The sequence below is a fragment of the Streptomyces sp. NPDC090088 genome, assembly GCF_044747345.1.
GTDB lineage: Bacteria > Actinomycetota > Actinomycetes > Streptomycetales > Streptomycetaceae > Streptomyces.
This window is the reverse complement of the sequence record NZ_JBIVDZ010000004.1, coordinates 833550-852525: the sequence shown is the minus strand read 5'-3', so window position 1 is coordinate 852525 and position 18976 is coordinate 833550. Positions and strand designations below refer to the sequence as shown.

General features: G+C 71.7%; 19 protein-coding genes. 10 read left to right on the top strand and 9 right to left on the bottom strand.

The features are described from left to right. Nucleotides 1-20 precede the first annotated feature (20 nt). From ACIPSJ_RS23695 to ACIPSJ_RS23670, 6 genes are all read right to left on the bottom strand, one after another. Complete coding sequence (locus ACIPSJ_RS23695; protein WP_359222737.1) at nucleotides 21-863, bottom strand: ABC transporter permease; 843 nt, start codon at nucleotides 861-863, stop codon at nucleotides 21-23. Next, on the bottom strand, nucleotides 860-1816 hold the full coding sequence (locus ACIPSJ_RS23690) for an ATP-binding cassette domain-containing protein (protein WP_401348535.1): 957 nt from the start codon (nucleotides 1814-1816) through the stop codon (nucleotides 860-862). The genes ACIPSJ_RS23695 and ACIPSJ_RS23690 overlap by 4 nt, the downstream gene beginning before the upstream one ends. A 147-nt stretch (nucleotides 1817-1963) precedes the next feature. Beyond that, nucleotides 1964-2626: a transglycosylase SLT domain-containing protein gene (locus ACIPSJ_RS23685; protein WP_359222735.1), complete on the bottom strand. Its 663-nt coding sequence runs from the start codon at nucleotides 2624-2626 to the stop codon at nucleotides 1964-1966. A gap of 174 nt (nucleotides 2627-2800) precedes the next feature. Beyond that, nucleotides 2801-4468 (bottom strand): DEAD/DEAH box helicase, encoded by a 1668-nt coding sequence (locus ACIPSJ_RS23680; protein WP_401348531.1) that lies wholly within the window; start codon nucleotides 4466-4468, stop codon nucleotides 2801-2803. Between the two features lie 87 nt (nucleotides 4469-4555). After that, entirely contained in the window at nucleotides 4556-4759 is a 204-nt protein-coding gene (locus ACIPSJ_RS23675; protein WP_355727909.1) for a cold-shock protein, read from the bottom strand. A 156-nt stretch (nucleotides 4760-4915) separates the two neighbouring features. Next, nucleotides 4916-5875 carry a GlxA family transcriptional regulator gene (locus tag ACIPSJ_RS23670; RefSeq protein WP_401348527.1) on the bottom strand — a complete coding sequence of 320 codons (960 nt, stop codon included), beginning with the start codon at nucleotides 5873-5875 and terminating at the stop codon, nucleotides 4916-4918. 102 nt (nucleotides 5876-5977) lie between these two features. Here ACIPSJ_RS23670 and ACIPSJ_RS23665 point away from each other — a divergent pair, with 102 nt between their 5' ends. Then, nucleotides 5978-6616, top strand: a complete 639-nt coding sequence (locus ACIPSJ_RS23665; protein WP_401348525.1) for an HD domain-containing protein — start codon at nucleotides 5978-5980, stop codon at nucleotides 6614-6616. A 10-nt stretch (nucleotides 6617-6626) separates the two neighbouring features. Here the strand turns inward: ACIPSJ_RS23665 and ACIPSJ_RS23660 are convergent, their stop codons facing one another. Then, nucleotides 6627-7286 carry a TetR/AcrR family transcriptional regulator gene (locus tag ACIPSJ_RS23660; protein WP_401348522.1) on the bottom strand — a complete coding sequence of 220 codons (660 nt, stop codon included), beginning with the start codon at nucleotides 7284-7286 and terminating at the stop codon, nucleotides 6627-6629. A 151-nt stretch (nucleotides 7287-7437) separates the two neighbouring features. Here ACIPSJ_RS23660 and ACIPSJ_RS23655 point away from each other — a divergent pair, with 151 nt between their 5' ends. Beyond that, on the top strand, nucleotides 7438-7992 hold the full coding sequence (locus ACIPSJ_RS23655; RefSeq protein WP_359222730.1) for a cysteine hydrolase: 555 nt from the start codon (nucleotides 7438-7440) through the stop codon (nucleotides 7990-7992). Between the two features lie 8 nt (nucleotides 7993-8000). On the opposite strand, the gene ACIPSJ_RS23650 is transcribed toward ACIPSJ_RS23655, so the two are convergent. Both ACIPSJ_RS23650 and ACIPSJ_RS23645 read right to left on the bottom strand, forming a co-directional pair. Beyond that, nucleotides 8001-9275: a cytochrome P450 gene (locus tag ACIPSJ_RS23650; RefSeq protein ID WP_401348519.1), complete on the bottom strand. Its 1275-nt coding sequence runs from the start codon at nucleotides 9273-9275 to the stop codon at nucleotides 8001-8003. Between the two features lie 10 nt (nucleotides 9276-9285). Further along, a complete protein-coding gene (locus tag ACIPSJ_RS23645; RefSeq protein WP_401348517.1) occupies nucleotides 9286-10644 on the bottom strand; it encodes a glutamine synthetase family protein in 1359 nt (452 codons plus the stop codon). A 361-nt stretch (nucleotides 10645-11005) separates the two neighbouring features. On the opposite strand from ACIPSJ_RS23645, the gene ACIPSJ_RS23640 reads away from it, so the two are divergent. The 8 genes from ACIPSJ_RS23640 (at nucleotide 11006) to ACIPSJ_RS23605 (ending at nucleotide 18858) form a co-directional block, all read left to right on the top strand. Then, nucleotides 11006-11194, top strand: a complete 189-nt coding sequence (locus ACIPSJ_RS23640) for a ferredoxin (protein WP_355729126.1) — start codon at nucleotides 11006-11008, stop codon at nucleotides 11192-11194. A gap of 2 nt (nucleotides 11195-11196) precedes the next feature. Then, nucleotides 11197-12390, top strand: a complete 1194-nt coding sequence (locus tag ACIPSJ_RS23635; protein WP_401348514.1) for an NAD(P)/FAD-dependent oxidoreductase — start codon at nucleotides 11197-11199, stop codon at nucleotides 12388-12390. A 10-nt stretch (nucleotides 12391-12400) separates the two neighbouring features. Next, nucleotides 12401-13213: an acetoacetate decarboxylase family protein gene (locus ACIPSJ_RS23630; RefSeq protein ID WP_359222726.1), complete on the top strand. Its 813-nt coding sequence runs from the start codon at nucleotides 12401-12403 to the stop codon at nucleotides 13211-13213. A gap of 99 nt (nucleotides 13214-13312) precedes the next feature. Next, nucleotides 13313-14773, top strand: coding sequence for an aldehyde dehydrogenase (locus tag ACIPSJ_RS23625; RefSeq protein WP_401348512.1), 1461 nt, complete (start codon nucleotides 13313-13315; stop codon nucleotides 14771-14773). Beyond that, complete coding sequence (locus tag ACIPSJ_RS23620) at nucleotides 14766-15701, top strand: 3,4-dihydroxyphenylacetate 2,3-dioxygenase (RefSeq protein WP_401348509.1); 936 nt, start codon at nucleotides 14766-14768, stop codon at nucleotides 15699-15701. The genes ACIPSJ_RS23625 and ACIPSJ_RS23620 overlap by 8 nt, the downstream gene beginning before the upstream one ends. Before the next feature lie 11 nt (nucleotides 15702-15712). Then, the gene (locus ACIPSJ_RS23615; RefSeq protein WP_401348507.1) at nucleotides 15713-16558 is read left to right on the top strand and encodes a fumarylacetoacetate hydrolase family protein; all 846 of its coding nucleotides are present in this window, start codon (nucleotides 15713-15715) and stop codon (nucleotides 16556-16558) included. Between the two features lie 43 nt (nucleotides 16559-16601). Continuing rightward, nucleotides 16602-17228 carry a TetR/AcrR family transcriptional regulator gene (locus ACIPSJ_RS23610; protein WP_401348505.1) on the top strand — a complete coding sequence of 209 codons (627 nt, stop codon included), beginning with the start codon at nucleotides 16602-16604 and terminating at the stop codon, nucleotides 17226-17228. Between the two features lie 187 nt (nucleotides 17229-17415). Continuing rightward, complete coding sequence (locus ACIPSJ_RS23605) at nucleotides 17416-18858, top strand: APC family permease (RefSeq protein WP_401348502.1); 1443 nt, start codon at nucleotides 17416-17418, stop codon at nucleotides 18856-18858. Nucleotides 18859-18976: the final 118 nt, after the last annotated feature.

Sequence of the window (18976 nt, the reverse complement as noted above, 5' to 3'; positions counted from 1 at the left end):
GGCGGGCCAGGCCATGGTCGTCACACGTCGCTGCGCAGCAGCCGGTAGGCCGCCCCGGCGAGGGCGAGCGCGGTCCAGCCGAGGAAGACCAGCAGTCCGGCACCGGGGGAGAGACTGGTGGTGTCGTGGGTCAGGGCGAACATCGACCCGCCCGCGTTGCTCGGCAGGTAGGGGCTGATGTCGTCCTGCCAGGAGCTGGGCAGCAGCGAGATCAGCCCGGGGATCAGCATCAGCGTGGCGACCAGGACCGAGATGCCGCCGGCCACCGACCGCAGCAGCGCGCCCAGCGCGGTGCCGATCACGCCGACCAGACCGAGGTAGAGACCGGCGCCCAGCAGGCTCCGTACGACCCCGGCGTGCGAGAAGTCCATCGCGGCGGGCGTGCCGGAGACGATCCGGCTGCCGAAGAAGAAGGCGACGAACACACCGACCGTGGAGACGGCCAGGGCGACCAGGCCGAACACGGTCGCCTTGGACCACAGCACCGGCAGCCGGCGCGGCACCGCCGCCATGGTGGAGCGGATCATGCCGGTCGAGTACTCGCCGGCCGTGACCAGCACGCCGAGGACGCCCAACGCCAGCTGCGCGAAGTTCGTACCGAACAACGACAGGCGCACGGCGGTCGAGCGGGCGAAGTCCGGGTCCATGTGGGCGGAGCCGATGGCGGACTTGTACCGGCTCGACGCGATCAGCCCGAACGCGACCAGGAACAGCAGCCCCAGCCCGAGGGTGATCCAGGTGGACCGCAGGGTCCAGAGCTTGGCCCACTCCGAGGCCAGCACCCGCCGTCCGGTCACCCGGTGGGCGGGGCGGGCGGCCCCGGCGACCGGCGCGTCGGGGGTCGTGGCGGTGAGGGTGCTCATGCGGTGCTCCCGACGGGCTCGGCGCTCTCGGCGGTCTCGGTCGTGGTCGTGGCGCCGTGGTACTCCACGGCATCCTTGGTCAGGTCCATGAAGGCCTGCTCCAGCGACATCTGGCGGGTGCTCAGCTGGAACAGGGCGATCCCGTGCTCGGCGGCCTTCAGCCCGATCTCCCGGGCGCTGAGCCCGGTCACCAGGAGCTCCTCCGAACCGATGCGCCCTTCGATCCCGATCTCCGGACCGGCCAGGACGTCCCGCAGCCGTGCCGGGTCCTGCGTGGCCACGTGCACGGTGTCGCCGCCCGCCTCGCGCACCAGGTCGCCCACGGTCGTGTCGGCGAGCAGCCGGCCCCGGCCGACGACGATCAGATGGTCCGCCACCAGCGCCATCTCGCTCATCAGGTGCGACGACACGAACACCGTGCGCCCTTCCCCGGCGAGCGAGGTCAGCAGGTTGCGGATCCAGAGCACGCCCTCGGGGTCCAGCCCGTTGACGGGCTCGTCCAGCATCACGGTCTGCGGATCGCCCAGCAGGGCCGCGGCGATCCCGAGCCGCTGGCCCATGCCGAGCGAGAAGGCACCGGCCCGCTTCTTCGCCACACTGCCCAGCCCGGCGAGCTCGATGACCTCCTCGACCCGGCGGCGCGGGATGCCGTGGGTGAGCGCCAGCGCCCTGAGGTGGTGGTAGGCCGAACGGCCCGGATGGACCGACTTGGCCTCCAGCAGGGCACCGACCTCCTGCAGCGGGGCCCGGTGCCGGGCATAGCGCCGGCCGTTCACCGTGACGGAACCGCTCGTGGGGGCGTCCAGGCCGACGATCATGCGCATCGTCGTGGACTTCCCCGCGCCGTTGGGGCCCAGGAAGCCGGTCACAGTACCCGGCTTCACGACGAATTCCAGGCCGTCGACGGCCGTCTTCTCGCCGTATCTCTTGGTCAGCTGCCGTGCGTCGATCATCGGAGCTCTTTCTCTCGGGCTCGGCGTCCCTCACAACCGACGCCTCTGAGCCACGCTAAGTCCGTGATCGGTCCGAACCGGTCGTACCGGGGGCTGAATGGGGCCCCACCCGTGGTACAGGGGTACTACGCGCTTCCGAGCACGGGCTCAGTACGCGTGGTGGACCTGCCAGAAGGCCCAGGCCTGGCAGGGGCTGCCGTAGGTGGTGTTCATGTAGTTCAGGCCCCACTTGATCTGGGTGGCCGGGTTGGTCTGCCAGTCGGCGGCGACGGAGGCCATCTTGGAGCCGGGCAGAGCCTGGACCAGGCCGTACGCGCCGGAGGAGGGGTTGACCGCCAGGTAGTTCCAGGTGGACTCGTGGTCCACGATGTTGCTGAAGCACTGGAACTGGCCGGTGCCCACGATCTGCGCGGCCATCGCCTTGAGCTGTGCCACGGTGTAGGAGCTCCGCACCGGGAAACTGGCCGAGGAATCGCCGGCCGCTGCCTTGGCCTCCGCGCGTTCCCTGGCATCGGCCATCCTGGCCTCGGCGGTTCTGGCCGCCGCCACCCGGGCGGCCTGCTCGGCGTCCTTCCTCGCGCTCGCGTCCGCCAGCACGGCCATGGTGTCGGCCTGGTGCGTGAGGGAGGCGGTCTGCACCCGGGCCTGGTGGCCCACGGGTATGTCCGCGAGCAGGGGGGTGTCGGGAGCCGTGGCCTGCGCGTCGTCGTTCTGGGTGCCGCTGGCCGAGGCGACCCCGGCCACGCTTCCGACCGCGGTGACCGCGGTGGCCGAGACGACCGCGAGTCCCCGCACAGACATCCGGCTCACGCGCTTGCCTTCCTCTGGAAGCATCCCGCTTGCTGGGTACGACAGTCGGCATACTCTTGCGCACCCGCCCGGCCGACGCAATCGTCCACAGCCGTGACAAGAGTCAAGCAGCACCTGATTGCTCGATTGTTGTCGCGCTGCTCCCGGCCGCCCGGGACACCCTGACGAGCGTCCCTAGGCGGCGTCACCGGCGGATCTGCGGGTCGTCGTACGACGGCCGGACGTCCGCGCGGTGTTGCCGGAGCCGGCGCGGGCGGCCGTACCCGCGGTGGACCGGCGGGCGGAGTTCCGGGCGCCCGCAGCGGGGGTGGTGCCGGTCGTCTTGGCGGATCCGGCCCGGCGGGCGGCGCCGCGCTCGCCCGTCGCCGGGGTGCCGCCGGAGGCCTTCGCCCCGGTCGAGGACCGGCGGGCGGAGCCCTCGCCGCCCGCCCTGGAGCCGCCGCCCGGCACGGTCTGGGCCTCGCCGCCGCCGCCGCGGCGCCGCCGGGAGGGCCGTCCGCCGGTCTTGCGGGCCGGGCGGGACTCCGCCGGTGGCGTCGGCTGCGGGACCTCGATGGTGACGGCCACACCGGACGGCTCGCGGGCGCCGGTGATGGTGGCCAGTTCCGCGTCGCCGGAGGTGACCCGGGCGGTCCGGGGGCGGATGCCCGCGTCCGACATGAGCCGGGTGACTTCCCGCTTCTGCTCGGGCAGGACCAGCGTGACCACGCTGCCGGAGCCGCCGGCGCGGGCCGTGCGGCCGCCCCGGTGGAGGTAGTCCTTGTGGTCGGCGGGCGGATCGACGTTCACGACCAGGTCGAGGTCGTCGACGTGTATGCCACGGGCCGCGACGTTCGTCGCCACCAGCGCGGTGACCTGGCCGTTCTTGAACTGCTCCAGGGTGCGGTTGCGCTGCGGCTGGGAGCGTCCCCCGTGCAGGGCCGCCGCGCGGACACCGACGGCCAGCAGCCGCTTGGTGAGCCGGTCGGCGGACCGCTTGGTGTCCAGGAAGAGGATGACCCGGCCGTCACGGGCCGCGATGCGCGTGGTGACGGCCTTCTTGTCGGTCTCGTCCTGCACGTGCAGGACGTGGTGCTCCATGGTGGTCACCGCGCCCGCCGACGGGTCCACGGAGTGCACCACGGGGTCGGTCAGGAACCGCTGCACCAGCCGGTCGATGTTGCGGTCCAGGGTGGCGGAGAAGAGCATGCGCTGCCCGTCCGGCCGTACCTTCTCGATCAGCTTGGTGATCTGCGGCAGGAACCCCATGTCGGTCATCTGGTCGGCTTCGTCCAGCACGGTGATGCGGACGTCGTCGAGCACGCAGTCCCCGCGTTCCACGAGGTCGTTGAGGCGGCCGGGGCTCGCCACGACCACCTCGGCACCGCGCCGGAGGGTGGCGGCCTGCTTGGTGATGGACAGCCCGCCGACCACGGTGGCCAGGCGGAGGTTCACCGCCGTCGCGTAGGGGGTCAGCGCGTCCGTCACCTGCTGGGCGAGTTCACGGGTGGGCACCAGCACCAGGGCGAGGGGCGCCTTGGGCTGGGCGCGCAGTCCGGCCGTGCGGGCCAGCAGCGCCAGCCCGAACGCGAGGGTCTTGCCGGAGCCGGTGCGTCCCCGCCCGAGCAGGTCGCGGCCGGCGAGCGAGTTCGGCAGGGTGGCGGCCTGGATGGGGAAGGGCGTGGTCACGCCCTGCGCGGTGAGGGTCTTCAGCAGCCCGGCGGGCATGTCCAGACCGGCGAAGTCCTCGACGGGGGGAAGCGCGGGGGTGGTGCCTTCCGGCAGCCGGAACTCCCTCGGCGCCGACGGGGACGGCGAGGGCGACGCGGCGCGCCGGTTCGACTTCTGGGGCCTGCGGGGCATGCGATGGTCTGCCTTCCTGGAAACAGCACAAACCGGGGTCCGCACCATGACGGTGCGGACCCCGGCCAGCGGATACGCGTCCGGCGATCAGGCGGGGACGATGTTCTCCGCCTGCGGGCCCTTCTGGCCCTGCGTGACGTCGAAGGAGACCCGCTGGCCCTCCTGGAGCTCACGGAAACCCTGGCTGGCGATGTTCGAGTAGTGGGCGAAGACGTCCGGACCGCCGCCGTCCTGCTCGATGAAGCCGAAGCCCTTTTCCGAGTTGAACCACTTCACAGTGCCCTGTGCCATGACAGTTTCTCCTTCTGTAGGCGATGGCCCCATCCGGAGATGCCGGAAAACAAACAATGCGCCTGAAGGATGAACAGTCCCGTCAGGCGCACATAGGTTCATGGGTACCACAACTGCAACGGGCTAAAGCCTAGCACAGGTCGGCTGCCTTCATGATCAGTTCTGGCGGCCGGTGGTGGCGAAGCGTCTGCGGTAGTGGGTCGGGGTCGTGCCCAGGTGGCGGGCGAAGGCGCGGCGGAGGGTCTCGTCGGTGCCCAGGCCGCTGTGCCGGGCGGCGGCGGTGACGCTGTGGCCTTCAAGGAGCAGCTGCTGGGCGCGGTCCAGACGGACCCGCTCGACCCAGCGCGCGGGCGTGGTGCCCAGCTCGGCGGTGAACAGCCGGGTCAGATGCCGGGTGCTGACGGCGGCGGACGCGGCCAGGGCGGGCAGGCTGTGGTCGGCGGCCGGGTCGGCGAGCACGGACGCGATCAGCGTGCGCAGCGGCTCGGTGCGGGCCGGAGGCGTGGTGACGGCCGTCGAGAACTGCGACTGCCCGCCCGGGCGTTGCAGGAAGACGACCAGCTCGCGGGCGATGTCCCGGGCCACGTCGGCGCCGTGGTCGTCCTCCACCAGGGCGAGGGCCAGATCGATGCCCGCGCTGATGCCCGCCGAGGTGACGTACCGCCCGTCGCGGACGTGGATGGCGTCCGGCTCGACGCGCACCCGGGGGTAGCGGCGGGCGAACACGGCCGCGTGCCGCCAGTGGGTCGTGGCCCGGCGGCCGTCGAGCAGGCCCAGCTCGCCGAGGACGAACGCGCCGGTGCAGACCGAGGCGACCCGGCGTGCCCCCTCGGTGAGATCGCGGGCCGCGGCCAGCAGCCCGTCCTCGATCGGCCCCTCGGCCAGCCGGTCGCCCCCGGCCACCAGCACCGTGTCGACCGGACCGGCGTCGGCCGCCCGGACCGTGCCGGTCAGCGCCGGTCCGGCGGAGGTGGTGACCGTTCCGCCGGTGGGGGAGACCAGCACCAGCTCGTAGGGGGCGGCGAGCCGGCCCGCCTGGTGCAGCACTTCCGAGGGGCCGCTGACGTCGAGCATGGTCACCCCCTCGAAGACCACAAAGCCCACCCGATGCGTCATGTCCGAATCCGTGGTTTTCCTGGCGGCAGAGACATGGCCCAGCCTACGTCCCCCGGAGAACCCTGGATCCACATCACCCGTTCGGCACGGAGGCTGAGGAAGATGAGCGAAGAGATCGCAGGTGTACGGATCCCGGACACCGCCCTGGTGCGGGAGGCCACCGAGAGGGTGCGCGACATCGCCGCACCGCTGGTGTTCGACCACTCCCGGCGGGTGTTCCTGTGGGGCTCGCTGCGCGGCCGGGAGCTGGGCCTGGCCTTCGACCCCGAACTGCTCTACGTGGGCGCGATGTTCCACGACCTCGGGCTCACCAAGAGCCTGCGCCGCACCGACCGGCGCTTCGAGATCGACGGCGCCGACGAGGCCCGCGCCTTCCTGCGCGCCCACGGCATCACCGGGGAGGCCGCGGACCGGGTCTGGACGGCGATCGCGCTGCACACCACCCCGGAGATCCCACTGCACATGGCACCCGAGATCGCCCTGGTCACCCGGGGTGTGGAGCTGGACGTGCTGGGCATCGGCTACCACGAGGTCACCGACGAGCAGCGCGCGGCGGTCGTCGCGGCGCACCCGCGCCCCGACTTCAAGAACCAGATCCTCGCCGCCTTCACCGAGGGTATCCAGGACCGCCCGGACACCACCTTCGGCAACGTCAAGGCCGATGTGCTGGCCCACTACGTCCCGGGCTTCCGGCGAGGTGACTTCGTCGAGGTCATCCAGGGCTCCGCCTGGCCCGAGTGACCGGCGGGGGTCAGTCCGGCCGCGGGCCGAGCAGGCCGTCCACGACGTCGAGGAGCGGGCCCAGCAGGTCCTCGGGTGTCGCGTCGGCGAGCGGCCGCAGGCCCACCGCGGACCGTACGACGGCGACCCCCACCCCCAGGGCGACCAGGAGTTCCGCCCGCAGCAGGGCGTCGGGCGCGGCCGGGGCGCCCGACGCCTCCAGCACCTGCCGGCCGAACTCCTCCAGGGCCCGCCGGCGCAGTCCGGCCACCTGCTCGTCGCCGGAGTCCCGCAGCAGCATCAGCACCGGATGCTCGCCGAACTCCGCCCAGGCCCCGGCCGCCAGCTGACGGCTGAGCGCCTCCGCGAGGGCGGTGCGGCCGTGCGGGAACTCCGCCTCACCCCCCAGGAACCTCGGCGTCGAGGCCAGCGCGGCCTTGAACAGGCCCTCCTTGGAGCCGAAGTACCGCTTGATCAGCGCCAGGTTCACCCCCGCGTCGGCGGCCACGTCCCGCAGCGTCGTGCGGTCGTACCCCAGCCGGGTGAACCGGGTGCGGGCGGCCAGCAGCAGGGCCCGGCGCGTCGCCGCGGCGTCCCGGCGCCGGGGCCCGTCGGCGTCCTGCCCGGTCGTGTCCGGCTCGGTCGCGTTCTGCCCGGTCGTGCCGTGCTCGGTCGTGTCCTGCGATGACACAGCGGCTCCTTTCGTGAACACCACCGCGGACCCTTCGGCGGGCCTGGGCCCCACCGTCAAGTCATCATTCGTTGACATTGTCCCCGAGCGGGGCTACGTTGCCAAGTAATCGCTTGATGACTAACGCGGTCGTGTGGAAGGAACAGAGCCGGTGCCTCAGCAAGCCCTTCTCGTCATGGATGTCCAGCAGGTCGTCGTCGACCGCTTCCCCGACCCCGATTACCTCCCACGCCTGGGCAAGGCGATCGAGGCCGCCCGTGCGGCCGGCGTTCCGGTGATCTACCCGGTGGTCGGGTTCCGCCCGGGATACCCGGAGGTCAGCCCCCGGAACAAGATGTTCCGGGGGCTGGTGGGCGCCGCGACCCGCAAGGCCGGTGACGACCGGGCCACGCAGGTCCATCCGGACGTGGCGCCGGCGCCCGGCGAGACCGTGGTCACCAAGCGGCGGGTCAGTGCCTTCGCCGGCAGCGACCTCGACATGGTGCTGCGGGCCGGCGGGATCGACCATCTCGTCCTCACCGGCATCGCCACCAGCGGGGTGGTGCTGTCCACCCTGCGCCAGGCCGCCGACCTCGACTTCGAACTCACCGTGCTGTCCGACGGCTGCCTCGACTCCGACCCGGAGGTGCACCGGGTGCTCACGGAGAAGGTGTTCCCGATGCAGGCCGAGGTCACGACCGTGGACGCGTGGGTGGGGGGTTTCTGACCCCTCCGTCAGGCGAGGGTCACCTCCACCGGCAGCTTCTTGATGCCGTTCACGAAGTTGGACCGCACCCGCGGCACGTCGCCGGCCAGCCGGATGTCGGCGAGCCGCGGGATCAGCTCCTCGAACATGATCCGGATCTCGGTGCGCGCGAGCAGGTTGCCCAGGCACAGGTGCGGGCTGCCCTTGCCGAAGGTGACGTGGTCGTTGTTCTGCCGGGCCACGTCGAAGTCGTACGGGTTCCCGAAGACCTCCTCGTCACGGTTGCCCGAGGCGTACCACATGACGACCTTGTCGCCCTCCCGGATCCGCTTGCCGCCCAGCTCGACCTCGCGGGTCGCGGTACGGCGGAAGTGGTAGACCGGGGACGCCCAGCGCAGGAACTCCTCGACCGCCGTGGGGATCAGCGACGGGTCGTCCTTGAGGCGGGCCAGCTGCTCGGGGTGCTGGAGGAGGGCCAGCATGGAGTGGGTGATGGTGTGCCGGGTGGTCTCGTTGCCGGCCACCACCAGGAGCAGGAAGTAGTTGTCGAAGTCCCGCGCGGAGAGCGGGACCCCGTCGCGCGGGGTGGTGTTCACCAGCTTGGAGACCAGGTCCGTCCCCTCGCCGCCGCGCCGCTGCCGGGCCAGTTCCCGCCCGTACTCGAAGACTTCGAGCGAGGCGGGGGAGCGGAACGGCAGATCGCGGTACTTCTCGCTCTCCGCGCTGTGCAGCAGGACGTCCGCGTAGTCGGGGTCGGTGTTGCCGATGATGCGGTTGCCCCAGTCGATGAGCTGCTGGTTGTCCTCCGGCGGCACGTCGAGCAGCCGGGCGAGGACGTTGATGGGGAAGTCCGCGGAGACCTCCTTCACGAAGTCGAAGGTGCCCTTGGCCAGGGCCGCGTCCAGGGTCTTCGCGGTCAGCCCGCGCAGGAAGTCGGTGTAGCTGTTGATGACACCGGCGCCGAACTGCCGCTGGATCACACTGCGCAGCGCCCGGTGGCGGACGCCGTCCAGCTCCAGGATCGAGGCGCGTTTCCTGATCTGGTCCTCGTCCAGCTCCTCCAGGTTCACGAACCGGGTGGAGGTGAAGGTCTCGGAGTCCCGGTCGACCCGCGCGATGTCGGCGTGCCGGGTGACCGCCCAGAAACCGGAGTTGGGCGCCTCCTCCGGCTGCCAGTGCACCGGGTCCTCGTGCCGCAGGGTGTGGAACATCCGCCAGGGGGTGACCCCGTCGGTGAAGTGGTCGAGGTTCGCGAGGTCGACGTCGGCGAGGCGCATGGCCTCGACGCCGGTGGCTGTGGTCATCGGTGATCCTTCACAGGTGGTAGGCGTACTCGGTGAACTCCCAGTCGGTGACATGCCGTTGGAAGCGTTCGACCTCGTTGCGCTTGTAGGAGAGGTAGGAGTCGGTGAAGTCCTTGCCGAGCAGCTCGACGAGCGCGGTGTCCGCCTCCAGGGCGTCCAGCGCGGCGGACAGGTCCATCGGCAGCACGGCCGCCTTCGCGGTGTCGTAGCCGTAGCCCTCCAGCGGCGCGGGCGGCTCCTCGCCGGCCAGCACGCCGAGCAGGGCGGCGGCCGCGGTCGCGGCGATCGCCAGATAGGGGTTGGCGCTCGCGTCGCCGAGGCGCAGTTCCAGCCGGGCACCGGCCCCGCGCTCCGGCGGGACGCGGACCATCGCGCTGCGGTTGTCCAGACCCCAGTCGATCAGCCAGGGGGCGAGGGTGTCGGGGCCGAAGCGTTTGTACGAGTTGACGGTCGGGTTGAGCAGCGCGGCCAGGGCGGGGGCGTGGGCGAGGACTCCGGCGATCGCGTGCCGGGCGGTGGCGGACAGGCCGTAAGCGCCGGACGGGTCGTCGAAGGCGTTGCCTCCCTGGGCGTCCGACTCGTCGGTGCAGGAGAGGTGCAGGTGGAAGCCGGAGCCGCCCGCGTCGTTGAAGGGCTTCGCCATGAAGGTGGCGAGCCGGCCCTCGCGCCGGGCCAGCTCCTTGATCGCGGCCTTGAAGCGGAACGCGCGGTCGGCTGCGGAGAGGGCCTCGGAGTGCAGCAGGTTGATCTCGAACTGTCCGCCGTCGAACTCGTGGTTCCCGCTCAGCACCCCGATCCCGAGGTCGCGCACCTGCCGCAGGGTGCGCAGCAGGTGGTTGTCGGGGTCGGCGCGCAGCCCGGCCGTGTAGACGACGCCGGGGTGGCCGCCGTAGCGCCGCCAGCCGCCGCCCGGTTCCGGCTCGCACAGGAAGTACTCCAGCTCGGGGCCGACGACCGGGCTCAGCCCGTGCTCCCGGCACCGGTCGAGGACCGACCGCAGCAGGTCGCGGGGCGACTCGGGAGCCGGTGCCCCGGTGGCCGGGTCGACGACGTCGGCGAGACAGGCGGCCACCCCCGGCTCCCAGGGCAGGGCGACCAGCGTGCCGAGGTCCGGCCGTACGGAGATGTCCGGCAGGCCCGCGTCCAGACCGCCGCTGACCGGGACCACGTCGCCCTGCGGACTGGTGTGGTAGACGGCCCGGCAGAAGGCCAGCCCGTGCTCCAGGGCACGGGGCAGCTCCTCCACCAGCACATCACGGGCCCGGTCGGTGCCGATGAGGTCGGGATAGGTCACCCGGACGACATCGATGCCGTCCGCGGCGAGCCGGTCCAGGTGCCGGCGGACTTCTGACAGGTCTTGATCGCTCACCGTTGTCTCCTCGGGCGGACGGACGTCGGGGCACCGCCTCCGGGACCGGGAATCCGGGGTCCGGGAGGCGGGTGGCGTGGGGAGTGACAGCCGGGGCGCGTGGTCGAGGCGGCTCTCCGGCCTGCTGTTTGAAGCCAAACGGTAGGCAGGGGTGCAGCTTGCCGCAAGAGGGCGACGGAAAGAATTTATCCAGACGGATAGGTATTGACCAGGGGGAGACGTCTGCCTACCTTGTTTGAAGCCAAACGAGTTCGGGTCGCGGTCCGCCGCAACCCGTTGGCAGGGCCCGGTCGGTACGACCGGCCGGGCCCGTTCCCTTCTCCTCTCTCCCTTCGCTTCCGCTCCCTCAGGAGGACCGGCCATGAAGGTCGTCGTCGACATGAACAAGTGCCAGGACCACGGCCAGTGCGTCTTCGCGGCCCCCGACGTCTTCTCGATGGACGACGCGGGCCACCTCGTCCACGTCTCCGACCCGGACGACGCACTGCGCGACGAGGTCGAGGAAGCGGCGGACGTCTGCCCGCTCCAGGCCATCCGGATCGAGGCCTGACCGTGGACGCGCGCATCGTCGTGGCCGGCGCCTCCATGGCCGGCCTGCGCGCCGCCGAACAGCTGCGCGCGGCCGGCTGGACCGGTGCGATCACCCTCGTCGGCGACGAACCGCACATGCCCTACAACCGGCCGCCCCTGTCCAAGGAGGTCCTGGCCGGCAAGGCCCCCTTCGACTCCCTCGCCTTCCGGCCGCGCGCGAGCGTGTCCGACGTCGAGTGGCGGCTCGGCAGGAAGGCCGTCTCCGCCGACCTCGACCAGCGGACGGTACGGCTCGACGACGGCGGCGCGCTGTCCTACGACGGACTGGTCGTCGCCACCGGCATGCGCCCCCGGCGGCTGGCGTGCCCCGGCCCCTCCGCCGGCCGGCACACCGTCCGCACCCTCGACGACGCCCAGGGCCTGCGCGAGGCGCTGATCCGGCCCGGCGCCCGGGTCGTCGTGGTCGGCGCGGGATTCATCGGCTGCGAGGTCGCCGCGACCGCGGTGGCGCTCGGCGTGGCGGAGGTGACGGTCGTCGATCCGCTGCCGCTGCCCATGGGCGGGCCGCTCGGGGAGCTTCTCGGACGTGCGCTGCTGAAGCGGCACGAGGATCGCGGGGTGCGCTTCGCGCTGGGGACCGGGGTGGCCGGGTTCGCCGGTGACGACCGGGTCACCGGTGTGGTGCTCAGTGACGGTTCCGTACTGCCCGCGGACGTGGTCGTCGAGTCGGTCGGGTCGGTCGCCAACACCGAATGGCTCGACGGCAACGGACTGGATCTGACCGACGGGGTGCTCACCGACGAGTACCTGCGGGTCGGCGGCCGGCCGGACGTGGTCGCGGTGGGTGATGTGGCACGGTTCCCCAACGCCCGCTACGACGGCGTCCCCCGCCGGGTGGAGCACTGGTGCATTCCGACCGACACCGCCAAGCACGCGGCGAGGACGCTGGTCTCCGATGCCGAGCCGGCGCCGTTCGCGCCGCTGCCCACCTTCTGGAGCGACCAGCACGACTTCCGGCTCCAGTCCTTCGGAGCGCCGGGGCTCGGCCAGGACGACGTCCGGATCCTCGACGGCCACCCCGACGGGGACGTGCTCGTCGGCTACCACCGCGACGGCCGACTCGTCGGTGTCGTCGCCCTCGGCGGGCAGGCCGTCGCCGCGTCCGCCGCCCGCTACCGCGCCGAGCTGCTCCGGCAGCCCGCCCTCACTGTTTAAGGAGCCCCAAGTGGCCAGTCTCCGTGGTTACTTCCATCCGAAGACGGCGAGCGGTGCCTCGTCGCTGATTCCCTCGCCGCCGTGGCGGTACTCCGGCGATCTGCTGACCGTCGAGTACCGGACGGATCCCGCACGGGTGCGCGAACTGCTGCCCGAGCCGCTGGAGCTGGCCGAGGAGGACCCCGGCGCGGTCGCGCTGATCTGGGCCGACTGGCAGTCCTGCTCGGCGTCGGGGGAGGAACTGCTCGACCCGGTGCTCGCGCAGTACAAGGAGGCGTTCGCGGTCGTGCGCTGCACGTACCGGGGGCAGACGTACTCGCGGTGCGTCTACATCTGGGTCGACAAGGACTTCGCGATCGCCCGGGGGCTGCACCAGGGGTACCCGAAGAAGCTCGGATCGATCCACCAGACACGGCCGCATCCCTACGGGCCCGCCCCCCGGATCGAGGCGGGGGCCCGGTTCGGGGCGACGCTGGCCGCGGCGGACCGGCGGCTGGCGCAGGCGGTGGTGACGCTGCGGGAGCCGTCCGCGACGAACGGGTTCGTCAACGGGCATCCGATGGCTCATCACCGGTGGCTGCCGTCGATCGAGAAGGGGAAGGGGCTGGCGCTGGACGAGCTGATCGAGTCGGGGGCGGCGGACTTCGAGGGCGGTCAGGCGTGGGTGGGGGACGCGGAGCTGGAGCTGTTCGAGGCGCCTACGGAGGAGTTGGCCCGGCTGGAGATCCGGGAGCCGATCGCCGCGTACTACCGGCAGGTGGGAGTGGTGTGGGACGGGGGGCGCCTGTTGGAGAGCGGGATGTCCGGAGTGGTCGCGGGGTGAGGTGCGTGGTCGGGTGCGGGTGCGTTGTGGCTGGTCGCGCAGTTCCCCGCGCCCCTGAGGTACGTGGCAGATCCCTTCGTATGAATGGAAACCCTTCTCATGGCTGACAAGATCACCGTTGCCGGAGTCGCCGTCGACACCCGGCACTGGATCGGTGGACAACGCGTCGCTTCCGCCGAGACGTTCACGGACAGCTCGCCCATCGACGGGCAGCCGATCGGCGAGATCGCCCGCGGCGGTCCCGCCGAGGCCCGGGCCGCTGTCGCCGCTGCCAAGGCGGCCTTCCCCGGCTGGGCCGCCACCTCGCGTGCCGAGCGCGCCCGCCTGCTCCACGCCATCGCCGACGGGGTCGAGAAGCGGATCGAGGAGCTGGCGATCGTCGAGACCACGGACAACGGGGCGTTGCTGCGCTCGCACCGCCGTGGGGTCATGCCCCGGGTCGCGCACAACTTCCGGTTCTTCGCGGACTGGCTGCTGACGCTGGAGCACGAGGACTTCGAGACCCGGGGGCACGCCAACCACGTCAGCTGGGACCCGGCCGGGCCCTGTGTGCTGATCACCCCGTGGAACGCGCCGCTCATGCTGGCCACCTGGAAGGTCGCGCCGGCGCTCGCCGCCGGGAACACCGTGGTGCTCAAGCCCGCCGAGTGGTCGCCGCTCACCGCCTCGCTGCTCGCGGACATCGCCGCCGAGGCGGGGCTCCCCGCCGGTGTGCTCAATGTCGTGCAGGGATACGGTGCGGAGATCGGCGACGCGCTCACCTCGGACCCGGACGTGCGGCGGATCAGCTTCACGGGGTCCGTGCCGACGGCTGAGCGGATCGCGGTGTCGGCCGCCGCCAACCTCACCCCGCTCAGCCTCGAACTCGGCGGCAAATCGCCCCTGTTGGTGTTCGCCGACGCCGATCTCGACCTTGCCGTGGACCTCGCGGTGGAGCAGTACGACAACGCCGGGCAGGTCTGTCTGGCCGCCACCCGGTTCCTCGTCGAGGAATCGGTGGCCGAGGAGTTCACGCGGCGGTTCGTCGAGAAGGCCACGGCCTTGAAGCAGGGCGACCCGCGTGACGAGGCCACCGACATCGGGCCCAACATCCATCCCCGTCAGCTGGAGAAGATCGACGGGTTCGTGCGGCGCGCGGTCGACGCGGGGGCGCGGGCCGTCATCGGCGGCCACCGCGAGGACGGGCAGTACTACGCGCCGACGCTCCTCACCGAGGTCGCGCAGGACAGCGAGATCGTGCAGGAGGAGGTCTTCGGGCCGGTCCTGACGCTCCAGACCTTCGCCGACGAGGAGGAGGCGGTGCGGCTCGCCAACGACACCCGGTTCGGGCTCGCCGCCACCTTGGCCACCGGCGACCGGGAGCGTGCCGAGCGCGTCACCGCACGGCTCGTCGCCGGCACCGTGTGGGTCAACTGCTTCTTCGTCCGGGACCTCCAGGCGCCCTTCGGCGGCTCCCGCCTGTCCGGTGTCGGGCGTGAGGGCGGTACCTGGAGTTTCGACTTCTACTGCGACCTGAAGAACACCGTCACCGCGCCTGGAGGGTGGAAGGACCATGGGTGAGATCGTCGGGGCGGGGCTGCTCGCCCACGTGCCCACCGTCGTGCTGCCGGAGGCGGACCGGCTGGAGCTGAACGAGGGCAGGGAGATCACCCTCGTCACCGGACTGCGGGAGCTGCGCCGGGAGGTGTTCGAGCGGGACGACTACGACACCGTCGTCGTACTGGATTCGCACTGGGCGACCACCGTCGAGTTCGTGGTCACCGCCCAGGAGCGGCGGGCCGGGCTGTTCACCTCCGAGGAACTGCCGCGCGGGATGTGCCGGATGCCGTACGACTTCCCCGGCGACCCGGAACTCGCCCGCAACGTGGAGAAGTTCGCCGACAAGCACGGCACCTGGATCACCGCGATCGACGACGCGTACCTGCCGATCTACTACGCCACCATCAATCTGTGGAAGTTCCTGGGGGAGGGGCTGGCCGACAAGCGGTGGGTGACCATCGGGGTCTGCCAGACCGGGGACATGGAGGACCATCTGCGGCTGGGGCGGGCGCTCGCCGACGGGATCGCCGCCACCCCGGGGCGGCGGGTGCTGCTCATCGCCTCCGGCGCGCTCTCGCACACCTTCTGGCCGCTGCGCGAGCTGCGGGATCACGAGGCCAGCGACCCGGCGCACATCCGAACCCCCCAGGCGCGGGAGGCGGACTACGAGCGCATCGAGTGGTTCAAGGACGGCCGGCACGACAAGGTCCTGGACACCATGGACGCGTTCTGGAAGGTCAAGCCCGAGGCGAAGTTCTTCCACTACCTGATGATGGCCGGCGCCCTCGGCGAGCAGGCCTGCACCGCCCGGGCCCGGCAGTACGGCGAGTACGAGAACTCGATCGGCACCGGCCAGGTCCACCTCTGGTTCGACCGGCCCGCCGACGGCTGGACCGGCACGGAGACATCCGTGACCGCCGAGCCCCGCAACCCGCACCGCCGCTCCTAGGAAGGCCCGCCATGCCCGAATACCGCCGTATCCTCCTGGACGGCGCCGCCGTCCAGGTCACCGTCGACGGGGACGAACTCGTCGCCGGGGACGGTCGCCGCGTGAAGACCGAGGACGCCCTGCATCTGCCGCCGGTCGTGCCGTCGAAGGTGATCGCCGTCCATCTCAACCACCGCAGCCGGGTGGACGAGTTCCAGATCGAACTGCCCGACACCCCGACCTACTTCCACAAGCCGACCTCCTCCCTCAACTCCCACAAGGGCGCCATCGTCCGGCCCGAGGGCTGCAAGTGGCTCAACTACGAGGGCGAGGTCGCCATCGTGATCGGGCGGACCGCGCGGAACGTCTCGCCGGCCGAGGCGGGGGAGTACATCGCCGGGTACACCATCGCCAACGACTACGGGCTGCACGACTTCCGGGACACCGACGCCGGGTCCATGCTGCGGGTGAAGGGGTCGGACACGCTGTGCCCGCTCGGCCCGGGACTGGTCACCGACTGGGACTTCCACGGCAAGAGCCTGCGCACGTACGTCAACGGCGAGGTCGTCCAGGACGGTTCGACCGACGAGATGAAGTGGGACATGCACTACCTCGTGGCCGACATCGCCCGGACCATCACCCTGTACCCCGGTGACGTGCTGCTGTCCGGGACCCCGGCCAACTCGCGGCCGGTCCAGCCGGGTGATGTCGTCGAGGTGGAGGTGGAGGGGCTCGGGCGGCTGACCAACCACATCGTCACCGGGCCCACCCCCGTCCGCAGCGACGTCGGCGCGCAGCCCACCGAGTCCGAGGAAGTGCTGTCCACCGCGCTCGGCGGCGACTGGGAGTTCCGTGGCGTCCGCGCGCCCCGCAGGTAGACGGCACGACAGGCGCCGGGACCCGGCGGGTAGGGTCGCGACCATGACCGAATCCGCCGGGACCCCGCAGCCCTCCGACGCCCGGTCGCGCAAGCGGCTCGGGTACGGGGAGGGGCGCGAGGCGCTGCTCAAGGCCGCGGTCCGGGTCGTCGGGCAGCGGGGGCTGCGCCATCTCACCTACCGCGCCGTGGCCGAGGAGGCCGGGGTCACCCACGGTCTGGTCGTCCACCACTTCGGCTCCCGGGACGCGCTGATCGAGGAGTCCCTCGCCTACGCGGTGCGTCTCAGCCTCAGCAGCAGCCTGCTGGAGCCCGGCACCGGGAAGCCCGAGGACTTCGTGACCGGGCTGACGGACATGGTCGAGGACGACGCGGACGTGCAGGCGTACCAGTACGAACTGCTCCTGGAGGCCCGCCGCCGCCCCGAGCTGCTGCCGCAGGTCCGGGAGCTGTACGACGAGTACTTCGGCGCCTCCCAGCGCGAGCTGGCCCGGATACTGCCCGACGACGCGAGCCCGGCGTTCAACCGGCTGGTCTTCGCCGCGCTGGACGGACTGGTGCTGCACCAGCTCACGGGCATCGGTGACCGCGCCGACACCGAGGCCGCCCTCGCCGAGCTGCGTGCGCTGCTGCACACCCTGGGTGAGCGGCCGGCGGAGAACCGCGACTGAGCGTGCCCGGCACTGAACCCCCCGTCGCGGTCCGGGCGGGGGGTTCGGCATGCCCTGGGCAGGGCGGTTTCCGCGGCGTAAATTCCCCTCCCCACCCCCTTGCCGGATGGATAGTTCTGGCCCACCATGAGGCAACTCGTTTGGCTCAAAACGAAAACTCCTCCCTTCCCCTCAGCAGGTGATCCGAGTGGACAGTCAGACGGTCGACGCCTCTCCGCAGACCGGGGAGGGCCGCCCCGCGGCCACCCTCAAACGCAACGCCCTGGGTGTCCTGGGCATCCTCTTCTTCGTCCTGTCCGCCCAGGCGCCGCTCACCGGCATCGCGGGCGCCGTCCCGATCGCCGTGGCGGTCGGCAACGGCGCCGGGGCCCCGGCCGCCTACGCCATCGCCGGAGCGGTGATCCTGCTGTTCTCGGTGGGCTTCGTGGCCATGGGCCGGCATGTCGTGAACGCCGGCGCCTTCTACACGTACATCGGCAAGGGCCTGGGCCGGACCACCGGCAGCGGCAGCGCGGCCGTGGCGCTGTTCGCCTACTGTACGGTCCAGGCCGCCATGTACGGCCTCTACGGGTTCACCGTCAGCGGGCTGGTCGAGCACTACTCCGGCGCGCACATCGCCTGGTGGGTGTGGGCCCTGGTGACCATGGGCGCCGTCCAGGTGCTGGGCGCCGCCGGGATCGAGCTGGGCGCCAAGGTGCTCGCCGTGTTCGTGCTCGCGGAGTTCAGCATCCTGCTCGTCTTCGCCCTGGTCACCCTCGTCAAGGGCGGCGGTCCCGAGGGACTCGACTTCGGCGGCACCTTCTCCCCGAGCGCGGTGCTCCAGGGCGCGCCCGGTGTGGCCCTGATGTTCGCCGTCGCCTCCATGTTCGGCTTCGAGGCCACGGCCATCTACGGCGAGGAGGCCCGCGAGCCCCACAAGACCGTCCCCCGGGCCACCTATCTGTCGGTCGCCGTGGTCACCGGCTTCTTCGCCTTCGTCTCCTGGATGCTGGTCTCCTCCTACGGCCCCTCGAAGGTCACCGCGGCCGCGGGCAAGGCCCTGGCCGGCGGCGACTCCACGGTCTTCGTCTTCGCGCCCATCGCCGACCAGTTCGGCGGCTGGGTCAACGACGTACTGCCGATCCTGCTCGGCACCTCGCTCTTCGCCGGCATCCTCGCCTTCCACAACTCCGCCAACCGCTACCTGTTCTCGCTGAGCCGCGAGGGCCTGCTGCCGGGCCGGCTGCGCACCCTCAACCACCGGCACTCGCCGTGGGTCGCGGGCCTGGTCCAGACGGCGATCGCCGTCCTCCTGGTGATGCCCTTCGCCCTCGCCGGCAAGGACCCGGTCCTCACCCTCTTCTCCTGGTTCAGCGGCGTCGGCGTGCTGGCCTGCATGCTGCTGTACTTCCTGACCTCGGTCTCGGTGATCGTCTTCTTCCGCCGCGAACGCCTCGACACCCGGCGCTGGAACACGCTGATCGCCCCCGCCCTCGGCGCGCTCGGCATCGCCGCCGTGATCTGGGTGGTCCTCACCAACTTCACGACCCTCATCGGCGGCGACGCCACCACGGCCCTCTGGCTGGTCCTGGCCGTCCCCGCGGTGCTGCTCCTCGGGGCGGGGACCGCACGGGTCGTGCACGGTCGCTGACCCACCCCCGCCGGGGGGGGGCGGCCCCCCCCGGCCCCCCCCCCCCCCCGCACGCCGGCCCCGCACAGGCCGCCGACCCCCCACCACCAAACCCCGCCCCCCCCCCCCCCCACAACCC

What these genes read in the sequence shown, in the direction of transcription:
- ACIPSJ_RS23695 (WP_359222737.1), bottom strand. Translation starts at nt 863, where the DNA reads ATGAGCACCCTCACCGCCACGACCCCCGACGCGCCGGTCGCCGGGGCC.
- ACIPSJ_RS23610 (WP_401348505.1), top strand. Translation starts at nt 16,602, where the DNA reads ATGACCGAATCCGCCGGGACCCCGCAGCCCTCCGACGCCCGGTCGCGC.
- ACIPSJ_RS23670 (WP_401348527.1), bottom strand. Translation starts at nt 5,875, where the DNA reads ATGACGCATCGGGTGGGCTTTGTGGTCTTCGAGGGGGTGACCATGCTC.
- ACIPSJ_RS23650 (WP_401348519.1), bottom strand. Translation starts at nt 9,275, where the DNA reads ATGACCACAGCCACCGGCGTCGAGGCCATGCGCCTCGCCGACGTCGAC.
- ACIPSJ_RS23640 (WP_355729126.1), top strand. Translation starts at nt 11,006, where the DNA reads ATGAAGGTCGTCGTCGACATGAACAAGTGCCAGGACCACGGCCAGTGC.
- ACIPSJ_RS23620 (WP_401348509.1), top strand. Translation starts at nt 14,766, where the DNA reads ATGGGTGAGATCGTCGGGGCGGGGCTGCTCGCCCACGTGCCCACCGTC.
- ACIPSJ_RS23665 (WP_401348525.1), top strand. Translation starts at nt 5,978, where the DNA reads ATGAGCGAAGAGATCGCAGGTGTACGGATCCCGGACACCGCCCTGGTG.
- ACIPSJ_RS23625 (WP_401348512.1), top strand. Translation starts at nt 13,313, where the DNA reads ATGGCTGACAAGATCACCGTTGCCGGAGTCGCCGTCGACACCCGGCAC.
- ACIPSJ_RS23675 (WP_355727909.1), bottom strand. Translation starts at nt 4,759, where the DNA reads ATGGCACAGGGCACTGTGAAGTGGTTCAACTCGGAAAAGGGCTTCGGC.
- ACIPSJ_RS23680 (WP_401348531.1), bottom strand. Translation starts at nt 4,468, where the DNA reads ATGCCCCGCAGGCCCCAGAAGTCGAACCGGCGCGCCGCGTCGCCCTCG.
- ACIPSJ_RS23690 (WP_401348535.1), bottom strand. Translation starts at nt 1,816, where the DNA reads ATGATCGACGCACGGCAGCTGACCAAGAGATACGGCGAGAAGACGGCC.
- ACIPSJ_RS23615 (WP_401348507.1), top strand. Translation starts at nt 15,713, where the DNA reads ATGCCCGAATACCGCCGTATCCTCCTGGACGGCGCCGCCGTCCAGGTC.